General features: G+C 63.2%; 19 protein-coding genes and 1 tRNA gene. 11 read left to right on the plus strand and 9 right to left on the minus strand.

Annotated elements, in window-relative coordinates; translation table 11 throughout:
- Positions 1 to 66: 66 nt before the first annotated feature.
- Positions 67 to 1,020 (plus strand): AsnC family transcriptional regulator, encoded by a 954-nt coding sequence (locus AYX22_RS04765; RefSeq protein WP_207596352.1) that lies wholly within the window; start codon positions 67 to 69, stop codon positions 1,018 to 1,020.
- Here AYX22_RS04765 and AYX22_RS04770 read toward each other — a convergent pair.
- Positions 1,004 to 2,452 carry an amidase family protein gene (locus AYX22_RS04770; RefSeq protein WP_207596354.1) on the minus strand — a complete coding sequence of 483 codons (1,449 nt, stop codon included), beginning with the start codon at positions 2,450 to 2,452 and terminating at the stop codon, positions 1,004 to 1,006. The two genes, AYX22_RS04765 and AYX22_RS04770, sit on opposite strands and share 17 nt — an antisense overlap.
- Before the next feature lie 267 nt (positions 2,453 to 2,719).
- Between AYX22_RS04770 and AYX22_RS04775 the strand changes: the two genes are divergently transcribed.
- From AYX22_RS04775 to AYX22_RS04785, 3 genes are read left to right on the plus strand one after another with little or no spacing between them, the layout of a single operon-like run.
- Positions 2,720 to 3,469, plus strand: a complete 750-nt coding sequence (locus AYX22_RS04775; protein ID WP_207597475.1) for a DUF5058 family protein — start codon at positions 2,720 to 2,722, stop codon at positions 3,467 to 3,469.
- 46 nt (positions 3,470 to 3,515) lie between these two features.
- On the plus strand, positions 3,516 to 4,253 hold the full coding sequence (locus AYX22_RS04780; protein ID WP_207596355.1) for a hypothetical protein: 738 nt from the start codon (positions 3,516 to 3,518) through the stop codon (positions 4,251 to 4,253).
- Positions 4,254 to 4,298: 45 nt separating this feature from the next.
- On the plus strand, positions 4,299 to 5,522 hold the full coding sequence (locus tag AYX22_RS04785; RefSeq protein WP_207596357.1) for an amidohydrolase: 1,224 nt from the start codon (positions 4,299 to 4,301) through the stop codon (positions 5,520 to 5,522).
- 321 nt (positions 5,523 to 5,843) lie between these two features.
- Here AYX22_RS04785 and AYX22_RS04790 read toward each other — a convergent pair.
- A tRNA-Thr gene (locus AYX22_RS04790) sits at positions 5,844 to 5,916 on the minus strand.
- Between the two features lie 216 nt (positions 5,917 to 6,132).
- Here AYX22_RS04790 and AYX22_RS04795 point away from each other — a divergent pair.
- Positions 6,133 to 6,864 (plus strand): HAD family hydrolase, encoded by a 732-nt coding sequence (locus AYX22_RS04795; RefSeq protein WP_207596359.1) that lies wholly within the window; start codon positions 6,133 to 6,135, stop codon positions 6,862 to 6,864.
- Here AYX22_RS04795 and AYX22_RS04800 read toward each other — a convergent pair.
- From AYX22_RS04800 to tmk, 3 genes are read right to left on the minus strand one after another with little or no spacing between them, the layout of a single operon-like run.
- Entirely contained in the window at positions 6,861 to 8,456 is a 1,596-nt protein-coding gene (locus AYX22_RS04800; protein WP_207596361.1) for an alpha/beta hydrolase, read from the minus strand. The genes AYX22_RS04795 and AYX22_RS04800 overlap by 4 nt on opposite strands.
- Positions 8,457 to 8,464: 8 nt before the next feature.
- Positions 8,465 to 9,616, minus strand: a complete 1,152-nt coding sequence (locus AYX22_RS04805; protein WP_207596363.1) for a DNA polymerase III subunit delta' — start codon at positions 9,614 to 9,616, stop codon at positions 8,465 to 8,467.
- Entirely contained in the window at positions 9,613 to 10,272 is a 660-nt protein-coding gene (gene tmk / locus AYX22_RS04810) for a dTMP kinase (protein ID WP_207596365.1), read from the minus strand. Before tmk ends, AYX22_RS04805 begins: the two co-directional genes overlap by 4 nt.
- Before the next feature lie 82 nt (positions 10,273 to 10,354).
- On the opposite strand from tmk, the gene AYX22_RS04815 reads away from it, so the two are divergent.
- The gene (locus AYX22_RS04815; RefSeq protein WP_207596367.1) at positions 10,355 to 11,539 is read left to right on the plus strand and encodes an aminotransferase class I/II-fold pyridoxal phosphate-dependent enzyme; all 1,185 of its coding nucleotides are present in this window, start codon (positions 10,355 to 10,357) and stop codon (positions 11,537 to 11,539) included.
- A gap of 10 nt (positions 11,540 to 11,549) precedes the next feature.
- On the plus strand, positions 11,550 to 11,891 hold the full coding sequence (locus AYX22_RS04820) for a DUF2516 family protein (RefSeq protein ID WP_089593784.1): 342 nt from the start codon (positions 11,550 to 11,552) through the stop codon (positions 11,889 to 11,891).
- 16 nt (positions 11,892 to 11,907) lie between these two features.
- On the opposite strand, the gene AYX22_RS04825 is transcribed toward AYX22_RS04820, so the two are convergent.
- Entirely contained in the window at positions 11,908 to 12,741 is an 834-nt protein-coding gene (locus AYX22_RS04825) for a class I SAM-dependent methyltransferase (protein ID WP_207597476.1), read from the minus strand.
- 70 nt (positions 12,742 to 12,811) lie between these two features.
- Here AYX22_RS04825 and AYX22_RS04830 point away from each other — a divergent pair, with 70 nt between their 5' ends.
- Positions 12,812 to 13,558: a phosphoglyceromutase gene (locus AYX22_RS04830; protein ID WP_207596368.1), complete on the plus strand. Its 747-nt coding sequence runs from the start codon at positions 12,812 to 12,814 to the stop codon at positions 13,556 to 13,558.
- A 72-nt stretch (positions 13,559 to 13,630) separates the two neighbouring features.
- Here AYX22_RS04830 and AYX22_RS04835 read toward each other — a convergent pair whose 3' ends face one another.
- Together AYX22_RS04835 and phoU are read right to left on the minus strand one after the other, a co-directional pair.
- Positions 13,631 to 14,827, minus strand: a complete 1,197-nt coding sequence (locus tag AYX22_RS04835) for an IS30 family transposase (protein WP_207597452.1) — start codon at positions 14,825 to 14,827, stop codon at positions 13,631 to 13,633.
- A 474-nt stretch (positions 14,828 to 15,301) separates the two neighbouring features.
- Positions 15,302 to 15,955: a phosphate signaling complex protein PhoU gene (phoU, locus tag AYX22_RS04840; protein WP_207596369.1), complete on the minus strand. Its 654-nt coding sequence runs from the start codon at positions 15,953 to 15,955 to the stop codon at positions 15,302 to 15,304.
- Between the two features lie 199 nt (positions 15,956 to 16,154).
- Here phoU and AYX22_RS04845 point away from each other — a divergent pair, with 199 nt between their 5' ends.
- Both AYX22_RS04845 and AYX22_RS04850 read left to right on the plus strand, forming a co-directional pair.
- Positions 16,155 to 17,480 carry an ATP-binding protein gene (locus AYX22_RS04845; RefSeq protein ID WP_242703611.1) on the plus strand — a complete coding sequence of 442 codons (1,326 nt, stop codon included), beginning with the start codon at positions 16,155 to 16,157 and terminating at the stop codon, positions 17,478 to 17,480.
- Positions 17,477 to 18,157 carry a response regulator transcription factor gene (locus AYX22_RS04850; protein ID WP_020608526.1) on the plus strand — a complete coding sequence of 227 codons (681 nt, stop codon included), beginning with the start codon at positions 17,477 to 17,479 and terminating at the stop codon, positions 18,155 to 18,157. Before AYX22_RS04845 ends, AYX22_RS04850 begins: the two co-directional genes overlap by 4 nt.
- A gap of 95 nt (positions 18,158 to 18,252) precedes the next feature.
- On the opposite strand, the gene AYX22_RS04855 is transcribed toward AYX22_RS04850, so the two are convergent.
- Positions 18,253 to 18,789, minus strand: coding sequence for a hypothetical protein (locus tag AYX22_RS04855; protein WP_207597477.1), 537 nt, complete (start codon positions 18,787 to 18,789; stop codon positions 18,253 to 18,255).
- Between the two features lie 293 nt (positions 18,790 to 19,082).
- Between AYX22_RS04855 and AYX22_RS04860 the strand changes: the two genes are divergently transcribed.
- Entirely contained in the window at positions 19,083 to 19,565 is a 483-nt protein-coding gene (locus AYX22_RS04860; RefSeq protein WP_011690592.1) for a CarD family transcriptional regulator, read from the plus strand.
- Positions 19,566 to 19,575 lie beyond the last annotated feature (10 nt).

A 19,575-nucleotide genomic window follows, 5' to 3' on the forward strand; every position in this document is an offset into this window, starting at 1 on the left:
GTGACGTAACGCACCTCAGTCCGTGGTGGAATTGAGCAACCCCAGCGGACGGAGGACGGAGCTTGCATGGAGGTTTTTGACGCATTGGAGCGGCAGATCGTTGCCGCGCTCCAACTGGATCCGCGGTGCCCCTGGCGGAAGATGGCGGCGGTCCTTGGGGAAGCAGAACGAACTGTCGCGCGCCGGGGTTCACAGCTTGTGGAGTCCGGAGCTGTCGCTGTAGTGGGCATCCGGCCCCGGCCGTCCGTGGTGTTGGTGGAGATGAGATGCATGCCCGGCACTGTGCGGGCCGCGGCCCACGCACTGGGGCAGAGGCCGGATACCACCTTTGTCTACACCACCACGGGTACCGGAGACTGCGTGGCAGAGATCCTCACCGAGCCTGCACGCATGGCCGATGTCCTCTCTGACGAGTTGCCCGCCACCATCGGTCTGCGCGATTCCACCAGCTACCCCGTGTTGCGTTACTTCCGCACCATCCGGGGGTGGCGGCCGGAAATCCTCACCAGTGACAAGGCGGAGGCGCTCCGCTCCAGTCTCACCCCGGACTCCGGCATCCTGGTGCCGCGGCAGGATTTGAGCAGGCAGGACCACGAGCTCGTGGCTGCCCTCTGTGCCGATGGCCGGATGAGTTTTGAAGCGTTGGGCCGCCGGGTGGGTGTTTCTGAAGCAACAGCACGCCGCCGTACTGAGTGGCTGCTTGCCAATAACCAGGTTCACTTGCGCGCCATCGTTGAGCCGGCATCCTTTGGCTTGTATGTCGAGGCACTGCTCTGGATCCGGGCTTCTCCGCAGCACGTTGAACAGGTTGGCAAGAGCCTGGCGGAGCTGCCTACTGTCCGTTATGCGGCGGCGATCGCCGGTAATTACCAGATTATGGCCGATGTCACGGTGGAGGACATGGCAGACCTCTACCGCTTCATCACGGACTCGGAGTGGGCGCAGCATGCTGTCACTGTGGACGTGTCCATCCTGCTGGACGCCCGAAAGCGTGGCGGGCGGGTTATGCGCGCACGGTAGTGATGGCCTCGCCTGCCGTAGAAAAAACAGGAGCGATCGCGGCGTAGCCGGTCTGCTGTTCGAAGGCACGGCCGTAGCGGAGCAACTGCATGTCCGTGTAGTGGTTGCCGGCGAGCTGCAAGCCGATGGGGAGCCCTGCGGAGCTGAAGCCTGCCGGGACGCTGAGCACGGGCAGCCCTGTGGCGGACAACAGGCAGGCTGAGCGCATCCAGTCGAGGTAGGTCTGTGAAGGAACACCCGCGATGTCCTGGGGGTACCGCAGTGCGGCGTCGAAGGGAAGGACCTGGGCGCAGGGGCTGGCAAAGAGGTCGTAGCGCCCAAAAAATGACTGGACGCTGCGTTCCAGGCGAGTGCGGGCTGCGGCTGTCTCGATCAGGTCGCGGGCGGTGAGGTCGAAACCTTTGTGGACGTTCCAGTGCACTTCCGCTTTGATAACGTGACCAGAGCGCTCCAGGATGGGACCCAGTCCTGCGGCGAAGTCCATGGCGCGGGTGTTCCCGAACACCAGGTCGGCTTCGCTGAAATCGGGGGTGGCTTCTTCCACGATCGCGCCGAGGCCTTCGAAGACCGCGAGTTGCCGTTCGAGATGCTCCAGGATTTCAGGGTCCACCGGCACCCCAATGCCAAAGTCCCGTGACCAGCCAATCCGGACCCCGCGCATATCGGCCTCGAGCCCAGCTCGGAAAACCTCCGGATCAAGGCCTTCCGGATGGGGCACTCGAGGGTCCTTGCCGGCCGTCACGGACATGAACAGGGCAATGTCCTCCACGCTGCGTGCCATGGGTCCGGTTCGGCCCAGCCACCCGTAGGCGTTGACGTCGGACGGCATGGGGATCACTGCCGTCGATGGCCTGAAACCCACCACATTGCAAAAGGAGGCCGGGATGCGGAGCGAGCCGCCCATGTCGCTGCCGTCGCCGATGCTCTGGACGCGGGAAGCGACGACGGCGGCCACCCCGCCGCTGCTGCCGCCGGCGCTGAGGGTGGGTGCGTACGGGTTGGTGGTGGTTCCGAAAAGGTCGTTGAACGTGTGGGATCCGGCGCCAAACTCGGGAACGTTCGACTTCCCGGTGCTGACAACCCCGGCCGCCTTCAGCCGGGCAATGATGAGGTCATCGGCGTCGGGCACAAAGTCGCGCAAGGCAAGCGAGCCCTGAGTGGTGCGCATCCCGGCGGTATTGTTCGTGTCTTTGTGGGTCATGGGCACGCCGTGCAGGGGCGGAAGGTCTGCTCCCGAAGCCGTCACGTGGTCCGCGCGGTGGGCCAGGGCCTGGGCGCCTTCGGCGTCGAGAGTCACCACTGCGTTGATCACGGGGTTCACGTCCGCGATGCGCTCCAGGTGGTCGGCAAGGGCTTCGCGCGCAGAGATCTTCTTCTCCCGGATCGCTGCGGAAAGTTCGACGGCGGACAGCTCGCCGATGGTGTCAGGCATGGTGCTCCTTTGCTGGATGTCTACTGCTTGAAGTGTGCCCGGTCACACCTGACCGCGGAAGCCGGAACCCGAAGAAAGCAAGCCGTGACGGATTCAGCCAACATTCCGGCTGATTCCGTCAGCTATTGTGTGTGATCCGGCTCATAGTAAATGGTGTTGGTAACCCCATGGCCGATCTGGTTACTGGGTATGGATTTGCCCCACAACGCCACGGGCCGCACAGCGTCGTCCGGCCGCGGACTGGGGGGCTCACACCCGGAGGTTCCCATGCACCAACCCCTGGCACTGCAACCGTTCACCCCCACCGATTCGACCGACATCATGGCTATCGCCAACAATCCTGTCCTGTGGATCTGCGTGGCCGGTGTCTTCGGCGTGATCATCATCCAGTCCGTCATCTTCATGAAGGCTGCCCAACGCGCAGCGCCATCCGTAGAGATGAGTCCGCAGGACATCAAGACTTCGTTCCGTTCCGGTGCGGTCTCCGCCATCGGACCATCCCTGGCCGTATCACTCGTTGCCATCGCCCTGCTGGGCCTCTTCGGCGCCCCGGCTGTGCTTTCCAGGATTGGTTTGATCGGCTCTGCTGCGTACGACGTCTCTGCGGCCGGCATCGCCGCAGGCTCCATAGGCGCGAAGCTCGGCGACGCCGGCTACACGCAGAGTGTCTTCGCCGTCGCGTTCTTCGCCATGAGTATCGGCGGTGCCATGTGGATGCTCGCCACCCTGATCCTGACACCGCTGCTTCGCAAAGGTGATGCCAAGATCCGCTCCGTGAACCCTGCGGCCATGGCCATCGTCCCAGCGGCTGCCCTGATGGGAGCCTTCTCCTGCCTGGGCTTCACCGAACTCCCCAAGTCCGGCGTTCACGTTGTGTCCTTCCTTATCTCCGCCGCAGTCATGGGGTTGTGTCTGCTGCTGGCCAGGAAGCTCGGCAAGAGCTGGCTGCGCGAGTGGGGGCTCGGCTTCTCCATCGTCATCGGACTGGGCGCTACCTACCTCGCCGTCGGCGCCTGATCCACACGTCCATCCCCTGTCTTTGAGCACGAAAGGAACACCCCGTATGTCTTCCACTACTTCCGCTCCCATCACCACCAGCACCTCCGCCATGGCTGAGTTCGGCCGCACCACGTCCCGTTGGGGTCAGATCACCATGATCTTCGGACTGCTGGTCTCGGTAGCTGGTCCACTGTTTCTTGTCTTCGCCAGTGGCCTGGACATAGGCCCCGCACAGCTTTGGATCGCCTTTGCTGCGGTGGCCGCAACCTTCGGCATCATCTGGATCGTTGAGCCACTCACGTACTACCCGATCCTCGGGCCTGCCGCGATGTACCAGGCCTTCATGATCGGCAATATCTCCAACAAGCTCCTGCCGGCCGCTTTGATCGCGCAAACCAATATCGGTGCCAAGCCGGGCAGCAAGCGCGCCGAGCTGGCCGCCGTGGTCGCCATCTGCGGTGCCGCGGCAGTCCACCTGATCTCGCTTGCGATCTTCGTGGGACTCCTGGGGAGCTGGCTGATCAGCGTCATCCCGCCGTCGGTGCTGCTGGTGACCCGCCTGTACGTGCTGCCCGCCGTTCTTGGCGCAGTGCTCGTGCAGGCCATCGTGTCCATGAAGCAGCCCCGCACCACAGTGTTTGCGCTGGTCGTCTCGGCCGTCGTCGTGTTTGTTGTGCTGCCCCTGGCGCCGTCGCTCGCCATGGTGTCAACCGCTATCGCCGTGCTGGGCACCATCCTGCTCGCATGGTTCTTCCGGGGTAGGACCACCATCACCGAAGCGAAGCCGATCCACATCGAATAGCACTCTCCAGCACCCCGTCCCCACAATCACCAGGAAGACAGGCCCATGACCCACACCGCCACAGCCCTCCAGCTCGACGCCCAACAAACCGCCAAGCTTCACTCCCTGTACCGGCACCTCCACGCACATCCGGAACTGTCCATGCAGGAGTTCGCCACTGCTGAATTGATTGAGGAACAGTTGGACGGGCTCGGTTTCGAGCACTTCCGATGCGGCGGGACGGGCGTGGTGGGAATCCTGCGGAACGGTGAGGGTCCCGTGGTGGCGTTCCGTGCCGACTCGGATGGCCTTCCGATCGAGGAAGCCACCGGGCTGGACTACGCCAGCACCGATACCGGAACCCTCCCGGACGGCACAGTGGTCCCCGTTATGCACGGCTGCGGTCACGACACGCATGTAGCCAGCCTGCTTGGCGCCGCGGAGGTGCTGGCAGGGAATCCGGAGGCTTGGTCGGGAACGCTGGTGCTGATTTTCCAGCCTGGCGAGGAAACTGCCGCCGGCGCGCTCGCCATGCTCGACGACGGACTGTGGGACAAGGCGCCGCGGCCGGAGGTGGTTTTCGGGCAGCACGTCATGCCCCGGCCTGTCGGCACTGTCGCGATTTCCAGCGGCCCGGTGGCTGCCATGGCAGATTCGCTGCGGGTCACCGTGTACGGCCAGCAGTCGCATGGCTCCCAGCCGCAGGACTCCATCGATCCCATCGTCATGGCCGCCCATATGGTCACGCGACTCCAGGGGATAGTGTCCCGTGAGCTGGATCCGCGGAAGTCCGCCGTCGTCACTGTGGGGACCTTCCACGCGGGACTTAAGGAGAACATCATCCCGGCCTCGGCCGAGTTCACGCTCAACATCCGAACCTTCGACGACGACGTCCGCGGCCAGGTCCTCGCTGCCGTTCGCCGCATCATCGAGGCCGAGGCCGCTGCCTCGGGGGCGCCCGCACCGGACATCGAGGAGATGTACCGCTTCCCGCAGTGCTTCAACGATCCCGACGCCGTCCCTCCCGTCATCGAGGCACTGCGGCTGGCGTTGGGGGCTGAGGCAGTGGACATCACACCGCCGATGATGGGCAGCGAGGACTTCGGGCACCTGGGTACCGCGATCGGAGTGCCGTCGGTGTTCTGGATGTTCGGTGGCACGCCCGCCTCGGGGATTGAAGGTCCAGTGCCCGTCAACCATTCGCCGTTCTTCGCACCCGAGCTGGAAGGTTCTCTGGCCGGGGGAGTATCGGCCGCCGTCGCCGTGCTGATGTCCCGGCTGGGCAGCTGACTCCCGCGACCCACGTTCCGGGTTCCAGACAGTCCAGGATCTGAACGGCCTGGAGCGTCCTAGGAGGGGGCCCATGGGGGAAATTGAAGATCCTTTGGGATTCGACCACGCTGATGACCTCTTCTTCGGTCATGGGCTCTGCAGCGCCTTCCCGAGCGGGGGCTTCCCCGGGCGGCAGGACCTGGACGGCACCGGCGCTCTCAAACATTTCGAGAATTTGGGGAAATGTTCGATATTTCCACCATTAAGCTGGGCGGCTCAGTCCCGGACTTAACAAACAAAAACCCCGCTGGTTCAACGAACCAGCGGGGTTTTTCTCTGAGCTTCCTATCAGAATCGAACTGATGACCTTTTCATTACGAGTGAAACGCTCTACCGACTGAGCTAAGGAAGCACCGCGCCAATCACCGGTTTCCCGGGCGATCACGCAAGACACAACTGTAGTAGAGGCACCGCATCCGGGTCAAAACGAGAGCGGTGGCGGCCGTTGCAGGGATGTTCACCCCAGCGTCGGGCCGGGTTCAGGCAGGCGTTTCCCTGCCGCCGGAAGCTGGGGAATCAACTGTGGCGAGGTACACCCGCCACACAGACAAGCCAAAGGAGCCGCTCAATGACCGGGGACGCATTGACCAGGGACGCCAGCCACACATCCAACCGGCTGAGGCTGGCGGTGGTGGACATGGTGGGCACCACCATCACCGATGATGGCCGCACGGAATTGGCCATGTCCCGGGCGCTGGCCGAGCACGGCATCGAACCCGGCAGCAGCAGATTCGAGAGCATGTTGGGCTATGCCCGGGACACCATGGGCTTTTCGAAAATGACCGTGTTCAGCCACCTTTTCGACGACGCAGAGGTGGCTGCCAGTGCCAACAAGGTCTTTGAGAAGGCGTACGACGAAATGATCGACGACGGCGGCGTCCGCGCCATTCCGGGCGCGGAGGACGCCATCCTGTGGATGCGTGAGTCCGGCATGCAGGTGTGCCTGGCCACGGGCTTTGGCCGGCACACGCAGAACATGGTGCTGGAATCTTTGGGATGGATGGGCCTGGCCGACCTCAGCCTGTGTCCTGCCGATGCCGGACGTGGCCGGCCTTACCCGGACATGATCCTGACTGCCGTGCTCGCCCTGGACCTTGACGACGTGCGCGAGGTAGCGGTGGTCGGCGATACGAGCTCGGACATGCTCTCAGGCATCCGCTCGGGCGCGTCCCTCATCGCCGGGGTGCTGACGGGCTCGCACTCCGAAGCGACGCTGCGAGCAGCCGGCGCCACCGTCGTGGTGGATTCCATTAAGCAACTACCGCTCTTGGTGGAAAAACGCGAAGCCAGGCACCTCTAGCACTTCAGGCCGTCCTGCGGCAGCTTGCCATCAACAAAGTACTCGTCGACGGCGGTGCTGACGCAGGAGTTCGAGCGGCCGTAGGCGGTGTGCCCCTCACCTTCCCAAGTGACCAGTGAGGCGTTTTCCAACTGCTTGCGCAGCGACTGGGACCACTCCAGGGGAGTGGCGGGGTCGCCGGTGGTGCCCACCACCACGATGGGAGCGGACCCGTTGTATTCAACAGGTGCAGGCGTGCGGGTGTTCTTGTACGGCCAGTCCTTGCAGTTGACTCCGCCGTAGGCAAAGAAGGAACCGAAGGTGGGGGAATCCTGGATCAGGCGGGCTTCCTCGGCCCGCATACCCGCGGTGTCAGTGACCATGGGGTAGTCCAGGCAGTTGATGGCCTGGAACGCGAAGGCGGAGTTGGAGCTGTAGGTGCCGTTGGCCTCACGGTCGGCCCCAAGATCGGCAAGCCGCATCATCTGGGACACGTCCCCGGAGAAGGCGCTCTCCAGAGCCTGGGTCAGGGCGGGCCAGCTTTGGTCGTTGTACAGCGGCAGGATCAGTCCGTTGACGAAGTCATTGCTGGTCACCAAACGGCCGTCCTTGGCGGTCTGGGGATTCTGGTCCACGGCGTTGATGAGGTCCCTGATCTCCTGGACGCCGTTATCTACGGATCCGCTGAGGGGACACTGGTTCTGGCCCTGGCAGCTGGCTACGTAGGTGCGGATCGCCCGTTCGAAGGCCCGTGCTTGTCCGGCGGTCAGTTCCTCGTTGCTGATGGACGGATCCACGGCGCCGTCCAGGACCAGGCGGCCCACGTTGTCCGGGAAAAGTGCAGCATAAGTGGATCCAAGGAAGGTGCCGTAGGAGAAGCCCAAGTAGTTGAGCTTGGCGTCGTTGACCACGGCGCGAAGGACATCCAGGTCCTTGGCCGCGCTGACGGTATCAATCTGTCCCAGGACATCCCCGGTCTGCTCCAAGCACTGTTCAGCGAAGGCTTTGTTGAAGGCCAGTGCGGCTTCCAGTCCTTCGTCGGTGTTCTTCCGGAACACCTTTTCGCGGGCAGCATCACGTTCGGCGTCGGTCATGCACTTGACGGGAGCTGAGCGTTTCACGCCGCGGGGATCAAAGCCCACCAGATCGAAGTTGTTCTTCAGTTTTTCGGTGAAGTTGGTGTTGCCTGCATCCTTGATGTAATCCACCCCGGAGCCGCCGGGGCCACCGGGGTTGACCAGGATTGATCCCTGCTTGTTGCCGGTGCTGGGCAACTTGATGACGGAGAGCGTGATGTCGCCGGCCCCTGGGTTTGCGTAGTCCTTGGGCACCTGGACTTCGCCGCACTGGAAGCCATTTTCGCAGGAACTCCACTCCACCGGCTGCGAGTAGAACTTCTCCAGGCCCTTGGGGGCCGAGGCCGCTATTGAGGGATCCACGGTGCTGGTGGACGGCTTGGCCGTGGGTGCCGGCAGGAACGGCACAGTGCAGGCGCTCAGCACCAGTGCGGCAGCTACGGCAACACCAGCAGCCACGAAGCCGCGACGGGCCCCACGCTGGGCGGACCGGTCCCTTGAAGGGGCACCGGCGGGCCGGTGGGGTGCGGACGTCATGGGTTCTCCTATTGCTGGATGAGGCTCGTGGCCATGGACTCGACCGCCAACAGGGGAGCCACATTGGTGGTGGTGATTCGGACACGGGCTTTGTTGATGGCGTCCATCCGGGCCAGGGTGGTTTCCGGGGTTGAACTGCCGGCGTAGTCTTCCAGTTCGCTCTTGAGCTCAACGTTGACCAGTTCCACAGCGTTCCCCAACTGGATGATCAACACGTCCCTGTAGAAGGACAGCAGATCCGTCAGGGTACGGTCCAGGGAGTCGGTGATGGACCGCTTGGCCCGCCTTTTCTGGTCGTCCTCAAGTTGTTTGACCTGGCTGCGCATGGAGGGCGGCAACGTGCCGGACTCTGGGGCGCCGAGGCTTGCCAACAGGGCGATTTTCTCCGCCGCATCACGCTCGTCATTGGAGCTGTTGGCCTCTTCGGTGGCGATTTTCACCAGCTTCTCGGCCATCATCACCGCAGCGGTGACGCCGCGAAGGCCAAGGGGAATCTTTACCGTATCCAAGCGGCGTTGCCTGGCATCGGCGTCGCGTGCCAGCCGCCGGGCAATACCGATATGGCTTTGCGCAGCGCGTGCGGCGCGGTCAGCGAGTTGCCGTTCGACGCCGTCGCGCCTTACCAGGAGATCGGCGACGTCGGATGCCGGCGGAAGTCGAAGGCTTACCGGACGGCACCGGGAACGGATGGTGACCAGGACATCAGCGGGGGAGGGGGCACACAACATCCAGATGGTGCGGGGCGTGGGTTCCTCGATGGCCTTCAACAGCACGTTGGTGGTCCGCTCGGCCATGCGGTCTGCGTCCTCCACCACGATGATCCGCCACCGGCCAGTCGCCGGCCTGTCGCCCGCTTTGGATACCAGTGCACGGGCCTCGTCAATGGTGATAGTGACTTTCTCGGTCCGCACGAACGTCACATCAGAGTGTGTCTCGCCGAGAATCGTGTGGCAGGCCGCGCATTGACCGCAACCGCGAAGGGCGACGTCGTCCTGCTCGCAATTCAGCGCTGCCGCGAAGGCCTTGGCTGCATTGGAACGTCCGGATCCCGGCGGACCGGTGAACAGCCACGCATGGGTGAGACCGGTTTCACCCTGCGCCGCCTGCTTCAATTGCGCTACGACGGGTGCCTGCCCTTGGAGGTCGTCCCAAACACTCACGGACGGTCGCCCGGAACGCGGTCACCCAGCAAAGATTCCACCCGTTCAAGGATCTGGGCGGCGAGGGTGTCAATGTCGGAATTGGCCGGCAGGACCAAGTAGCCCGTCGGTGTGGCCTCGGCGAGTTCCAGGAAAGCATGGCGGATGGCGGCGTGGAAGGCATCAGGCTCGGACTCCAGCCTGTCCTCCGCGGCGTCCCCGGCAGTCCGCCGCCGGCGGCCGTCGGAGGGGTCGACGTCGAGCAGTACGGTCAGGTCCGGGCGCAAGCCATCAGTGGCCCACTGGTTGAGCGTCAAGACTCCCTCGGCACCCAAACCGCGTCCAGCACCCTGATAGGCCACTGACGAGTCGATGTAGCGGTCAGTGATGACTACCGTTCCCTCAGCCAATGCAGGGCGGATCACCTGGCTCGCATGGGCGGCGCGGGCCGCAGCAAACATGAGCGCTTCCGTACGGGCATCGATGGTTCCGTGCCCATGGTCCAGGACCAGGGAACGCAATTTCTCGCCAATGGGGGTGCCGCCGGGTTCCCGTGTGTGCAGCACGGAAAATCCCCGCGACTGAAGGGCGTCAGAGAGCCGGGCGGCCTGCGTGGACTTGCCCGCTCCATCCCCGCCTTCGAAGGCAATAAAAAGACCTGGGCTCTGAATACTCACGCGTCTAGCCTACCGAGCTTCACTGACATCAAGACGCGTAACGCCTTTCATCCGCAGCCTTGCCCGCGGCTACGCTGAAACCATGAGCCTTTCCGATCAGCATGCCGCCGATTTGTCTCCGGAAACCGTTGTCGTTGCTGCAGGCCGCCCCGAACGGGCCCACGATGAGCCGGTGAATCCGCCTATCGTCCTGTCCTCGACCTATTTCGGCACAGGTTCATTAAGCGACGGGGACCGCGGCTACGGACGGTATGCCAACCCCACGTGGGACCCGTTCGAGGATGCACTCGCCAAGTTGGAAGGTGCCACCCTCCCGGGCCTGCTGTACGCCTCCGGCCTCGCGGCCGTCAGTTCCGCACTATCGCTGGTACCTGCAGGCGGCGTGGTTGTCATGCCGTCCCACAGCTACGCGGGGTCCTTGGTGATGGCCACGGAGCTGGCAGAGAAGGGTTTCCTGGAGCTGCGCACTGTGGACATCACGGACACGGATGCCGTGAAGGCCCTCATCAGCCCGGAGACCGGCAAGAAAGCCGATCTCCTCTGGCTGGAGAGCCCCACCAACCCCATGCTAGGCATCGCCGATATCCGTGCACTGGCCGATGCCGCGCACGCAGTGGGCGCAATCGTGGTCACGGACAACACTTTCTCGACGCCGTTGGTGCAGCAACCGCTCAGCCTGGGATCCGACGTCGTGCTTCACTCGGTGACCAAGTACCTGGCCGGACATTCGGATGTGGTCCTTGGCGCCCTGGTGACATCCAATCCGGAGCTGCGCGCCACGCTTCTGCACCACCGCATCATCCATGGTGGCATCGCCGGGCCGTTCGAAGCCTGGCTGGCTCTGCGCGGCCTCCGCACCCTCGCCCTGCGGATTGAACGCTCGCAGGCAACGGCTGCAACCCTCGCCGAACGCCTCAGCACCCACCCGCGGGTTGAAGCGATCCGCTATCCGGGCCTTCCCACCGATCCCGGACACGAGCGCGCCAAGGTGCAGATGAAGGGCTTCGGCTCCATCCTGTGCATCCAGATTGCCGGAGACGAACAGCGCAGCGGTGCTGACGCTGCGGACGAACTGGTCCGGGCGCTGCAGCTCTGGCTGCCCGCAACGTCGCTGGGTGGCGTCGAGTCACTGATTGAGCGCCGGCGCCGGCACACCGCTGAGCCGCTGAGCGTTCCGGAGAACCTGGTCCGGTTGAGCGTTGGAATCGAGAACGCGGAGGACCTCTGGTCCGACCTTGAGCAAGCGCTGAAGTCGCTGGACGGCTAGGCTAAAGGGCGTGGACGGAAAATTCTTGATCGCGATTGTCACCAATGCGGTGTACTTCATCCTTGGCCTGGTAGCCCTTGCCTTGGAAGTGTGGGCCTTCGCTGACTGCCTGCGCCACCGCCCGACGCTCTTCGTGGCCGCTTCCAAGCGGACCAAGACGTTCTGGACTGCGCTCACCGGCATTGCTTTCGCCATCGGGGCACTGACGGTCTTCACCGGCGGAAGCGGCTTGGGCCTCTTCGGTATCGCTGCAGTCACCGCGGCCTGCGTGTACCTTGCCGATGTCCGCCCCGCCCTGCGCGAGGCCGGCAGCGGCGGCAACCGCAACGTTGGCCCTTACGGTCCCTGGTAAGCACTTCCGGAAAGCGCTACTGGGGCGCCACAGCGTCCCACGCCACGGTCACTTCACCGAGGCGCCACCGCGCCGGCCCGTCGTGAAGCGGCCATCCGGCGTCGCGCAGTGAACGGCACATGTCTGTCCACCGCTGCCGGTTTCCGAACGACGCCAGAGGTGCCGCCTCCAGCCACGCCTTGTCCATCGCCTGCAGGAACGCGTGAACCGGTTCGCCGGGAACGTTCCTGTGAATAAGGGCTTTTGGCAGCCGCTCAGCGATTTCGGACGGCAGTTCGAAACTGCCGAACCGTACTGAAAAACTGAGGCTCAACGGGCGCTCGGAATCCAGGGCCACCCATGTCACCCGGCGGCCGATCTCATCACATGTGCCGTCAATGAACAGGCCTCCCGGCGCCAGCCGCGACTGCACCAGCCGCCAAATTCGGGCAACGTCGGCTTCCTCGTATTGGCGCAGCACATTGAAGGCGCGGACCAGCACCGGATTTCCGGGTACGGGAACCTCGAAGCCCCCAACGTGGAAGCTCAGCCCGGGCCGCTCCAGTGCTTTGGCGGTCCTGACGCGTTCCGGTTCAATCTCGATCCCGCAGACGCGGACATCCGGCCGTACGGACTGCAGGCGTTCAAAAAGCTCGACGGCGGTGGTCGGCGAAGCGCCATACCCCAGGTCCACCACCAGGGGCTCGACGGCGGCGCGAAGCCGCCACGCCTGAGGCCCGGCAAGCCAACGGTCCAGGCGGCGCATGCGGTTGGGATTCGTGGTGCCGCGGGTGATGTTGCCGATCGGTTTGCCTGACAGGTTGCCGCCCCGACTGCGGGGAGAACCCACCCGTTCCGCTTTTTGCACCACGGCCCCCACTTTATCTCGCGCGGACGTAATGCCGGGCAGGCAATGGAGCCGCTCGGCTAGGATGAAAACCATGACTTACAAGCTGATTCTGCTGCGCCATGGCCACAGCGACTGGAACGCCAAGAACCTGTTCACCGGCTGGGTGGACGTAGACCTGAACGATCAAGGCCGCGAAGAAGCAGTCCGCGGTGGAGAGCTCCTCGTGGAGAACAACATCCTGCCGGACGTCCTCTACACCTCGCTCTTGAAGCGTGCCATCAACACCGCCAACATGGCACTGGACAAAGCCAACCGAGGCTGGATCCCGGTCAAGCGCGACTGGCGCCTGAACGAACGCCACTACGGCGCGTTGCAGGGCAAGGACAAGGCCCAGACCCTGGCCGAGTTCGGTGAAGAGCAGTTCATGGAATGGCGCCGCAGCTACGACACTCCGCCGCCGCCCCTGTCCGACGACAGCGAATTCTCCCAGGCACACGACGTCCGCTACAAGGATCTTGGTGACGCACTGCCGCGCACCGAGTGCCTCAAGGACGTCCTGGTACGCCTGCTCCCTTACTGGGAATCGGACATCAAGGAAGACCTCAAAGCCGGCAAGACCGTCCTGGTCACCGCGCACGGCAACTCCCTGCGTGCCCTCGTGAAGCACCTGGATGGCATCAGCGACGACGCCATCGCCGGGCTGAACATCCCCACGGGCATCCCGCTGGTCTATGAACTGGATGAGGACTTCCAGCCCATCAACCCCGGCGGAACCTACCTGGATCCCGACGCCGCAGCCCAGGCCATCCTCGCGGTAGCCAACCAGGGCAAAAAGTAGCGCCTGAGCACCACACGACGGCGGCCGGTCACCTGAGGGGCGGTTTCTAGGAGTCGTTGCAACACCTGTTGGTTAGGTGGTTAGTAGTAAATCACGTAGGCGCTCGGCTGGGGTTTTCCAGCCGAGCGTTTTGCGTGGGCGGCCGTTGAGTTCCTGGGCGACGTGTTCGAGGTCTTCGGGTCCGTAGGCGGATAGGTCGGTGCCTTTGGGGAAGTATTGGCGTAGCAGGCCGTTGGTGTTTTCGTTTGAGCCGCGTTGCCAGGGGCTGGCGGGGTCGCAAAAATAGACCTGCATGTCGGTGGCGAGGGTGAAGGATTTGTGGGCTGCCATTTCGGCGCCTTGGTCCCAGGTCAGGGAGCCTCGCAGGTGTGCCGGCAATGTCGCCATTGTTTTGATGAGGCCGTCGCGGACAGTTTCGGCGGTGTGGTCGCCCGGGAGGTGGACGAGCATCACGTATCGGGTGGTGCGCTCGACTAAGGTCGCGATCGCGGACTGGTTCAGGGCCCCGGTGATGAGGTCGCCCTCCCAATGGCCGGGCACCGCGCGGTCCTCGATCTCGGGTGGTCGTTCGGAAATCATGATCATCGGGTCGACGAATCTGGGGGTGCGCTGCTCGTCCGTGCGGTGGGGTTTCCGGCGGGTCCGGCCGGTGCGTAGCGCTGCCTGGACCTCGCGTTTGAGTCCGCCCCGTGCCTGGAGGTAGAGGGCCTGATAAATGGTCTCGGTGCTCACGCGCATCTCCGGTCTGTCGGGGAATTCTTCGACCAGGGTGTGGCTGATCTGCTCTGGAGACCAGCGTAGGAGCAACTTGTCTTTCACGTAGTTGCGCAGGCCCGACTCGATGGCCAGTTTGGCGGACTTGGGCCGCCTCCGCCGGGTAGCTGCCTTGCGATGCGCTCCGTGGGGCAAGTAGCCCAGGAGGGGGTCGGTATTTCGTGCCAGCTCCCGGCTGACTGTTGAAGGCGATCTGCCGATGGTGCGGGCGATCGCCCTCACCGAGGAGCCAGCTGCCTGCAGATCCCGGATCAATTCCCGTTCCTGAACATTGAGGTATCGCGGGTCAATAGGTTTCTCTAACGCTGATACTTCCACCGGCACCACTCCTGGTGTGCCGGTGGAAGAGGTCTTAGTGGTCACACCACGTTTGTAATCGACCACCCGGCCATCCGGATAAATGCGTCGCCCACCAGACTTCCTGATCCCGCGTTCCCACTCCCGGGCGGTCTTAGGATTGACACCTACGGCGGTGATGGCTTCGCTTCGGCTCATTCCGACCTTCCGCAGCCGGAGGAATTTTTCCCGCCGGTCGGATCCTGGGGCTTTGCTGGCAATTCCCGCTTCCGAGGCCCAGCGGTGGCAGGTATTGACGTTCAAACCAAGTTCGGCAGCGGCCAGAGTCACGCTCTCCACGCGCCGGAGGACCGTGAAGAACTCTTCCTTCTGCTCTGGCGCGTACTGCGTCCTGACGACCTTCTCGTTCCGGACGCCGGCCTTCCGGCACCACTGGTAACAAGTCACCCGATTCAGTCCAAGTTCCGAAGCTGCGGCAGTGACGCTGCCAAGACGATCAAGGGCTTGAAAGAACTGAGTCCTTAGCTCAGGCGCGTACATCCGCCGGTTTACCGGTACCTTCTTTAAAGACGACACGGTCGTTGCAACTCCCAAAAATTCTGGGTGTTGCAACGACCGCTAGAACCGGCCAGGTGACCGGCCGCCGTCGTTGTTTCTGCGGTATAGGAAGGGCTAGAAGCCTTCAGGCTGCCATTCACCCGTCACCAGGTAGGTGACCTTGCGGGCTACGGATACACCGTGATCAGCGAAGCGCTCGAAGTACCGGCTGGCCAAGGCAACGTCCACGGTGGTGGACGGGCTCTCGCTCCATTCAGGGGCGGCGATGGCCTTGAAGACGCTGAGGTGGAGGTCGTCCACGGCGATGTTGATCTTGAGGATGTCGCGGGCGACCTCAAGGTCGCGGGTTTCAAGGAGCTCGATGACCTTGGAGGTGATCTCGATGTCGTGCTGCGCCATGGCCTTGAAGGTCTGGGTCAGCGGAGCAGGGATCACGGTGGCCGGGTAGCGGAGACGCGCCAGCTGGGCTACGTGTCGGGCCAGGTCACCCATGCGTTCCAGCGACGCACTCATGCGCAGCGAACCCACGATCATGCGGAGGTCGCTGGCCACAGGGCCCTGCAGGGCAAGGATGTCGATGGCACGCTCGTCGAGGCTGTTCTGCAGGAAATCGATCCGTGCATCCGCCGCGATGACGTCCTGGGCAAGATCCACGTCGGCGCCTTCGAAGGACGTTGTGGCCTTCGTGATTGCTTCGTGAACCAGCTTGGAGATCTCGATGAGGTCGTCACCTACCTGGGTGAGCTCCTCCTGAAAAACCTTGCGCACTAAGGCGTCCTTTCTTTGGAAATCCGGTTCCCTGGATGCGGGCCGGACTTCAAAACCATTGGCAGTCCAACCAGTAACTGTGTCAGGAGCCAGTGAACTGTTCGGCACCTTTAGATGAACGTTAGTTGAACCGTCCGCGTTTGGCGCCGGATCAATGCTTGTCCGTCTTTCCACAGCATAAGCTGGAGCCGTGGATCCATTGCTCATAGGTGTCGTCGCCGGCCTCGTTGGCCTGTCGTTGGGCGTCTTTGGCATGCTCGCGTTCAGGATCAGTGAGCGGCAGCGGAGCATTGTGGACCTGGACGTTGCTGAGCCCCGCCTTCCTGACGGAGCTGCGGAAGTGCTAGCCGTCGTCGGGCGCGCGTTTGTTGTGGTGGACGTGATCGACGGCGTGGTGCGTGCGAGTCCCGCTGCGTATGCCTACGGCCTGGTCCGCGGGCACACAGTGGTGCACAAGCAGCTCCTGGACATGACTGCGAAAGTCCGCCGCGACGGCGTGATCCTGGAGGAGCAGTACGAGCTTCCCCGTGGTCCTTTGGGCAAGGGAACCATCGTGGTGCAGGTGCGGGCGGCCATGCTGGGCCAGGAATACATCGTGCTCCTCGCGGACGACCGCACGGAAATCACCCGCACCGAAGAGATCCGCAACGACTTCGTGGCCAACGTGTCCCACGAGCTCAAGACTCCCGTCGGCGCCATCTCCCTCCTGGCTGAAGCTCTGGAAGCCTCGCCGGATGACGAGGAAGCCGTACGCCGCTTCGCCAAGCGCATGCACAAGGAGTCCGGCCGGCTCGCGGCCCTGGTACAGGACATCATTGAACTTTCCCGCCTGCAGGGTGCCAACGTCGCCCAGCAAGGGCATGCGGTGGACATCAACACCGTGATCACCGAGGCAGTGGACCGCTCGCAGCTGCCGGCGGAGAGCAAGAACATCCAGATTGTCGTGGGCGGCCATTCAGACTCACTGGTCTTCGGCGACCGCGACCTGCTGGTGACTGCGCTGCGCAACCTGATAGACAACGCCATCCGCTACTCACCCGAAAACACCCGGGTGGGAGTGGGCATCCGAACCCGGGAAGGCGTCGTCGCCATCTCAGTGACGGACCAGGGCGAGGGTTTGACACCCGAGGACCAGGAACGCGTTTTTGAACGCTTCTACCGCGTTGACGCCGCCCGTTCGCGGCATACAGGCGGCACCGGTCTTGGCCTGAGCATCGTCAAGCATGTGGTCTCCAACCACGGTGGCGAGGTGACCGTCTGGTCCCAGCCCGGCCAAGGGTCCACGTTCACTATCCGCCTGCCGGAGATGGAAGGCCAGGAGGACGACGGCGCCCTCCCGGCTCCCGCTGGCACAGCGGACGCGTCCGGGGAACCTAAGGCGCCTGCTGCCGCCGTCGAACCCCACCGGGCGGTTAACCAAGCCAACACTGCGATTCAACAAACCCCTGTCGCGGGGCAACAGCCCCATATCGCGGGTCAACAAGGGGGCGCCAGCGGCGCCCAAGAGCAAGGAGCCAGCGCTTGAGCCGGATTTTGATTGTGGAGGACGAAGAGTCCTTCAGCGACCCTCTGTCCTATCTCCTGGGCAAAGAGGGCTTTGACGTCGAGGTAGTGGACAACGGCAGCGATGCCTTGGTGGAGTTCGACCGGAACGGTGCGGACCTGGTCCTCCTGGACCTGCAACTGCCAGGAACTCCGGGAACGGAGGTGTGCCGACAGTTGCGCCAGCGTTCCAGCGTGCCCGTCATTATGCTCACGGCCAAGGACTCGGAGATCGACAAGGTGGTTGGCCTGGAACTCGGCGCCGACGACTACGTCACCAAGCCCTACTCCTCCCGTGAGCTGGTGGCCCGTGTCCGTGCGGTCCTGCGCCGTCAGGGCGAGCCGGAGGAGCTCATCACATCCACCGTGCAGGCCGGTCCTGTCCGCATGGACATTGAACGGCACGTGGTCAGCGTCAACGGCGAACAAGTATCTTTGCCGTTGAAGGAGTTCGAACTGTTGGAGATGCTGCTCCGCAACTCGGGCAGGGTGCTGACGCGCGGCCAGTTGATTGATCGTGTGTGGGGTTCGGATTATGTTGGCGACACCAAGACGCTGGACGTTCACGTGAAACGCCTCCGCAGCAAGATCGAGCCCGATCCCTCTGCGCCCCGCTACCTGGTGACGGTGCGTGGACTCGGCTACAAGTTCGAGCCGTAAAGATTTCGCTGCAATAGCTGCGGTAATGACAAAAGGAAGGGTCCCGCCTCGGCGGGACCCTTCCTTGTGTTGTCTGTCTTGCAGCGCGCTGCCTGCTAGTGGCCGGCTGCTGCGGATTCGGTGGACGTCGACGTCGACGTCGGCGTTGCCGTGGGAGTAGGCGTGGTGGGCAGGTACTTGGTGTACTCAGCCAGCGTGCCGTCGACCACCGGAACGTTGATCGTGGCGGAATCCGACCCGCTGCGGATGGTGACCGGAGTCAGTCCACCCGGGATCACGCCTGCGGTGCTCAGGATGGCGGCGTCCGTGGTGTCGTTCAACAACGTTTCCGAGTTGGCCTTGACCGGGATCTCCGTCTGGGCGCCGTTCGCGCCGCTGATCGTGAGCGTCGCATCAGTGCTGGACTGGTTGAAGACGGCGCCGATCACACGGCCGGGCTCGTTCTCACCGGAGGCAACAATCAGGATGTTGCGCAACTGCAACTGACCGAGATCAGCTTTGATCCCGTCCGATGCCGAGTACTGGTGGGTAGTCTGCTGGGCGTTGACGAATCCGCAGCCGGTGACGGACAGAAGACCGACGCCGATTGCAGCCGCCGCAATTGCCAGCTTGCCGCGCTGGACAGGGTTCATCGCAGTATTGCGCACGACACCTACTCCTCAAGAGTCATTGGAACACTTTTCAGCCATAGCCTATCGGCAAACCCGCCAAAATAAGGATTCGGGAGGCCATTATGGCGCGGGCATCGGAGGAGATCTTGGTCGCACGTTGCTTGCTCGAAGCATCTTTCCCGGATTACGTCAAGACCTTGGAGGAAGTCGTTTAAGGCCTTTTTCCCTGTATTGGCGCGGTAGAACGGCCTGCTGGGTGCCAGTCGTATGCCTTAATCGTGATAGACTAATCTGCGGGAAAGGGGAAAGTCCACATGGTTTTTGAGGTCGGCGAGACAGTAGTTTACCCTCACCACGGTGCAGCAAAAATTGAGGAAATCAAGATGCGCACCATCAAGGGCGAAGAGAAGATGTATCTCAAGCTCAAGGTGGCTCAGGGTGATCTGACCATTGAAGTTCCAGCAGAGAACGTTGACCTTGTTGGGGTCCGGGACGTAGTGGGCAAAGAAGGCTTGGAGCACGTTTTTGACGTTCTCCGCGCCGAGTTCACTGAAGAGCCTACCAACTGGTCACGTCGTTACAAGGCGAACCTGGAGAAGCTTGCTTCAGGCGATGTCATCAAGGTGGCGGAGGTCGTTCGCGATCTTTGGCGTCGTGATCACGATCGCGGCCTTTCCGCAGGCGAGAAGCGGATGCTGGCCAAGGCGCGGCAGATTCTGATTTCAGAACTGGCCCTGGCTGAGAAGACAGACGAAGAGAAGGCTGCAAGCGTTCTTGACGAGGTCTTGGCTTCCTAAGAATTGAGCC

Source organism: Arthrobacter sp. D5-1 (assembly GCF_017357425.1).
Taxonomy (GTDB): Bacteria; Actinomycetota; Actinomycetes; order Actinomycetales; family Micrococcaceae; genus Arthrobacter.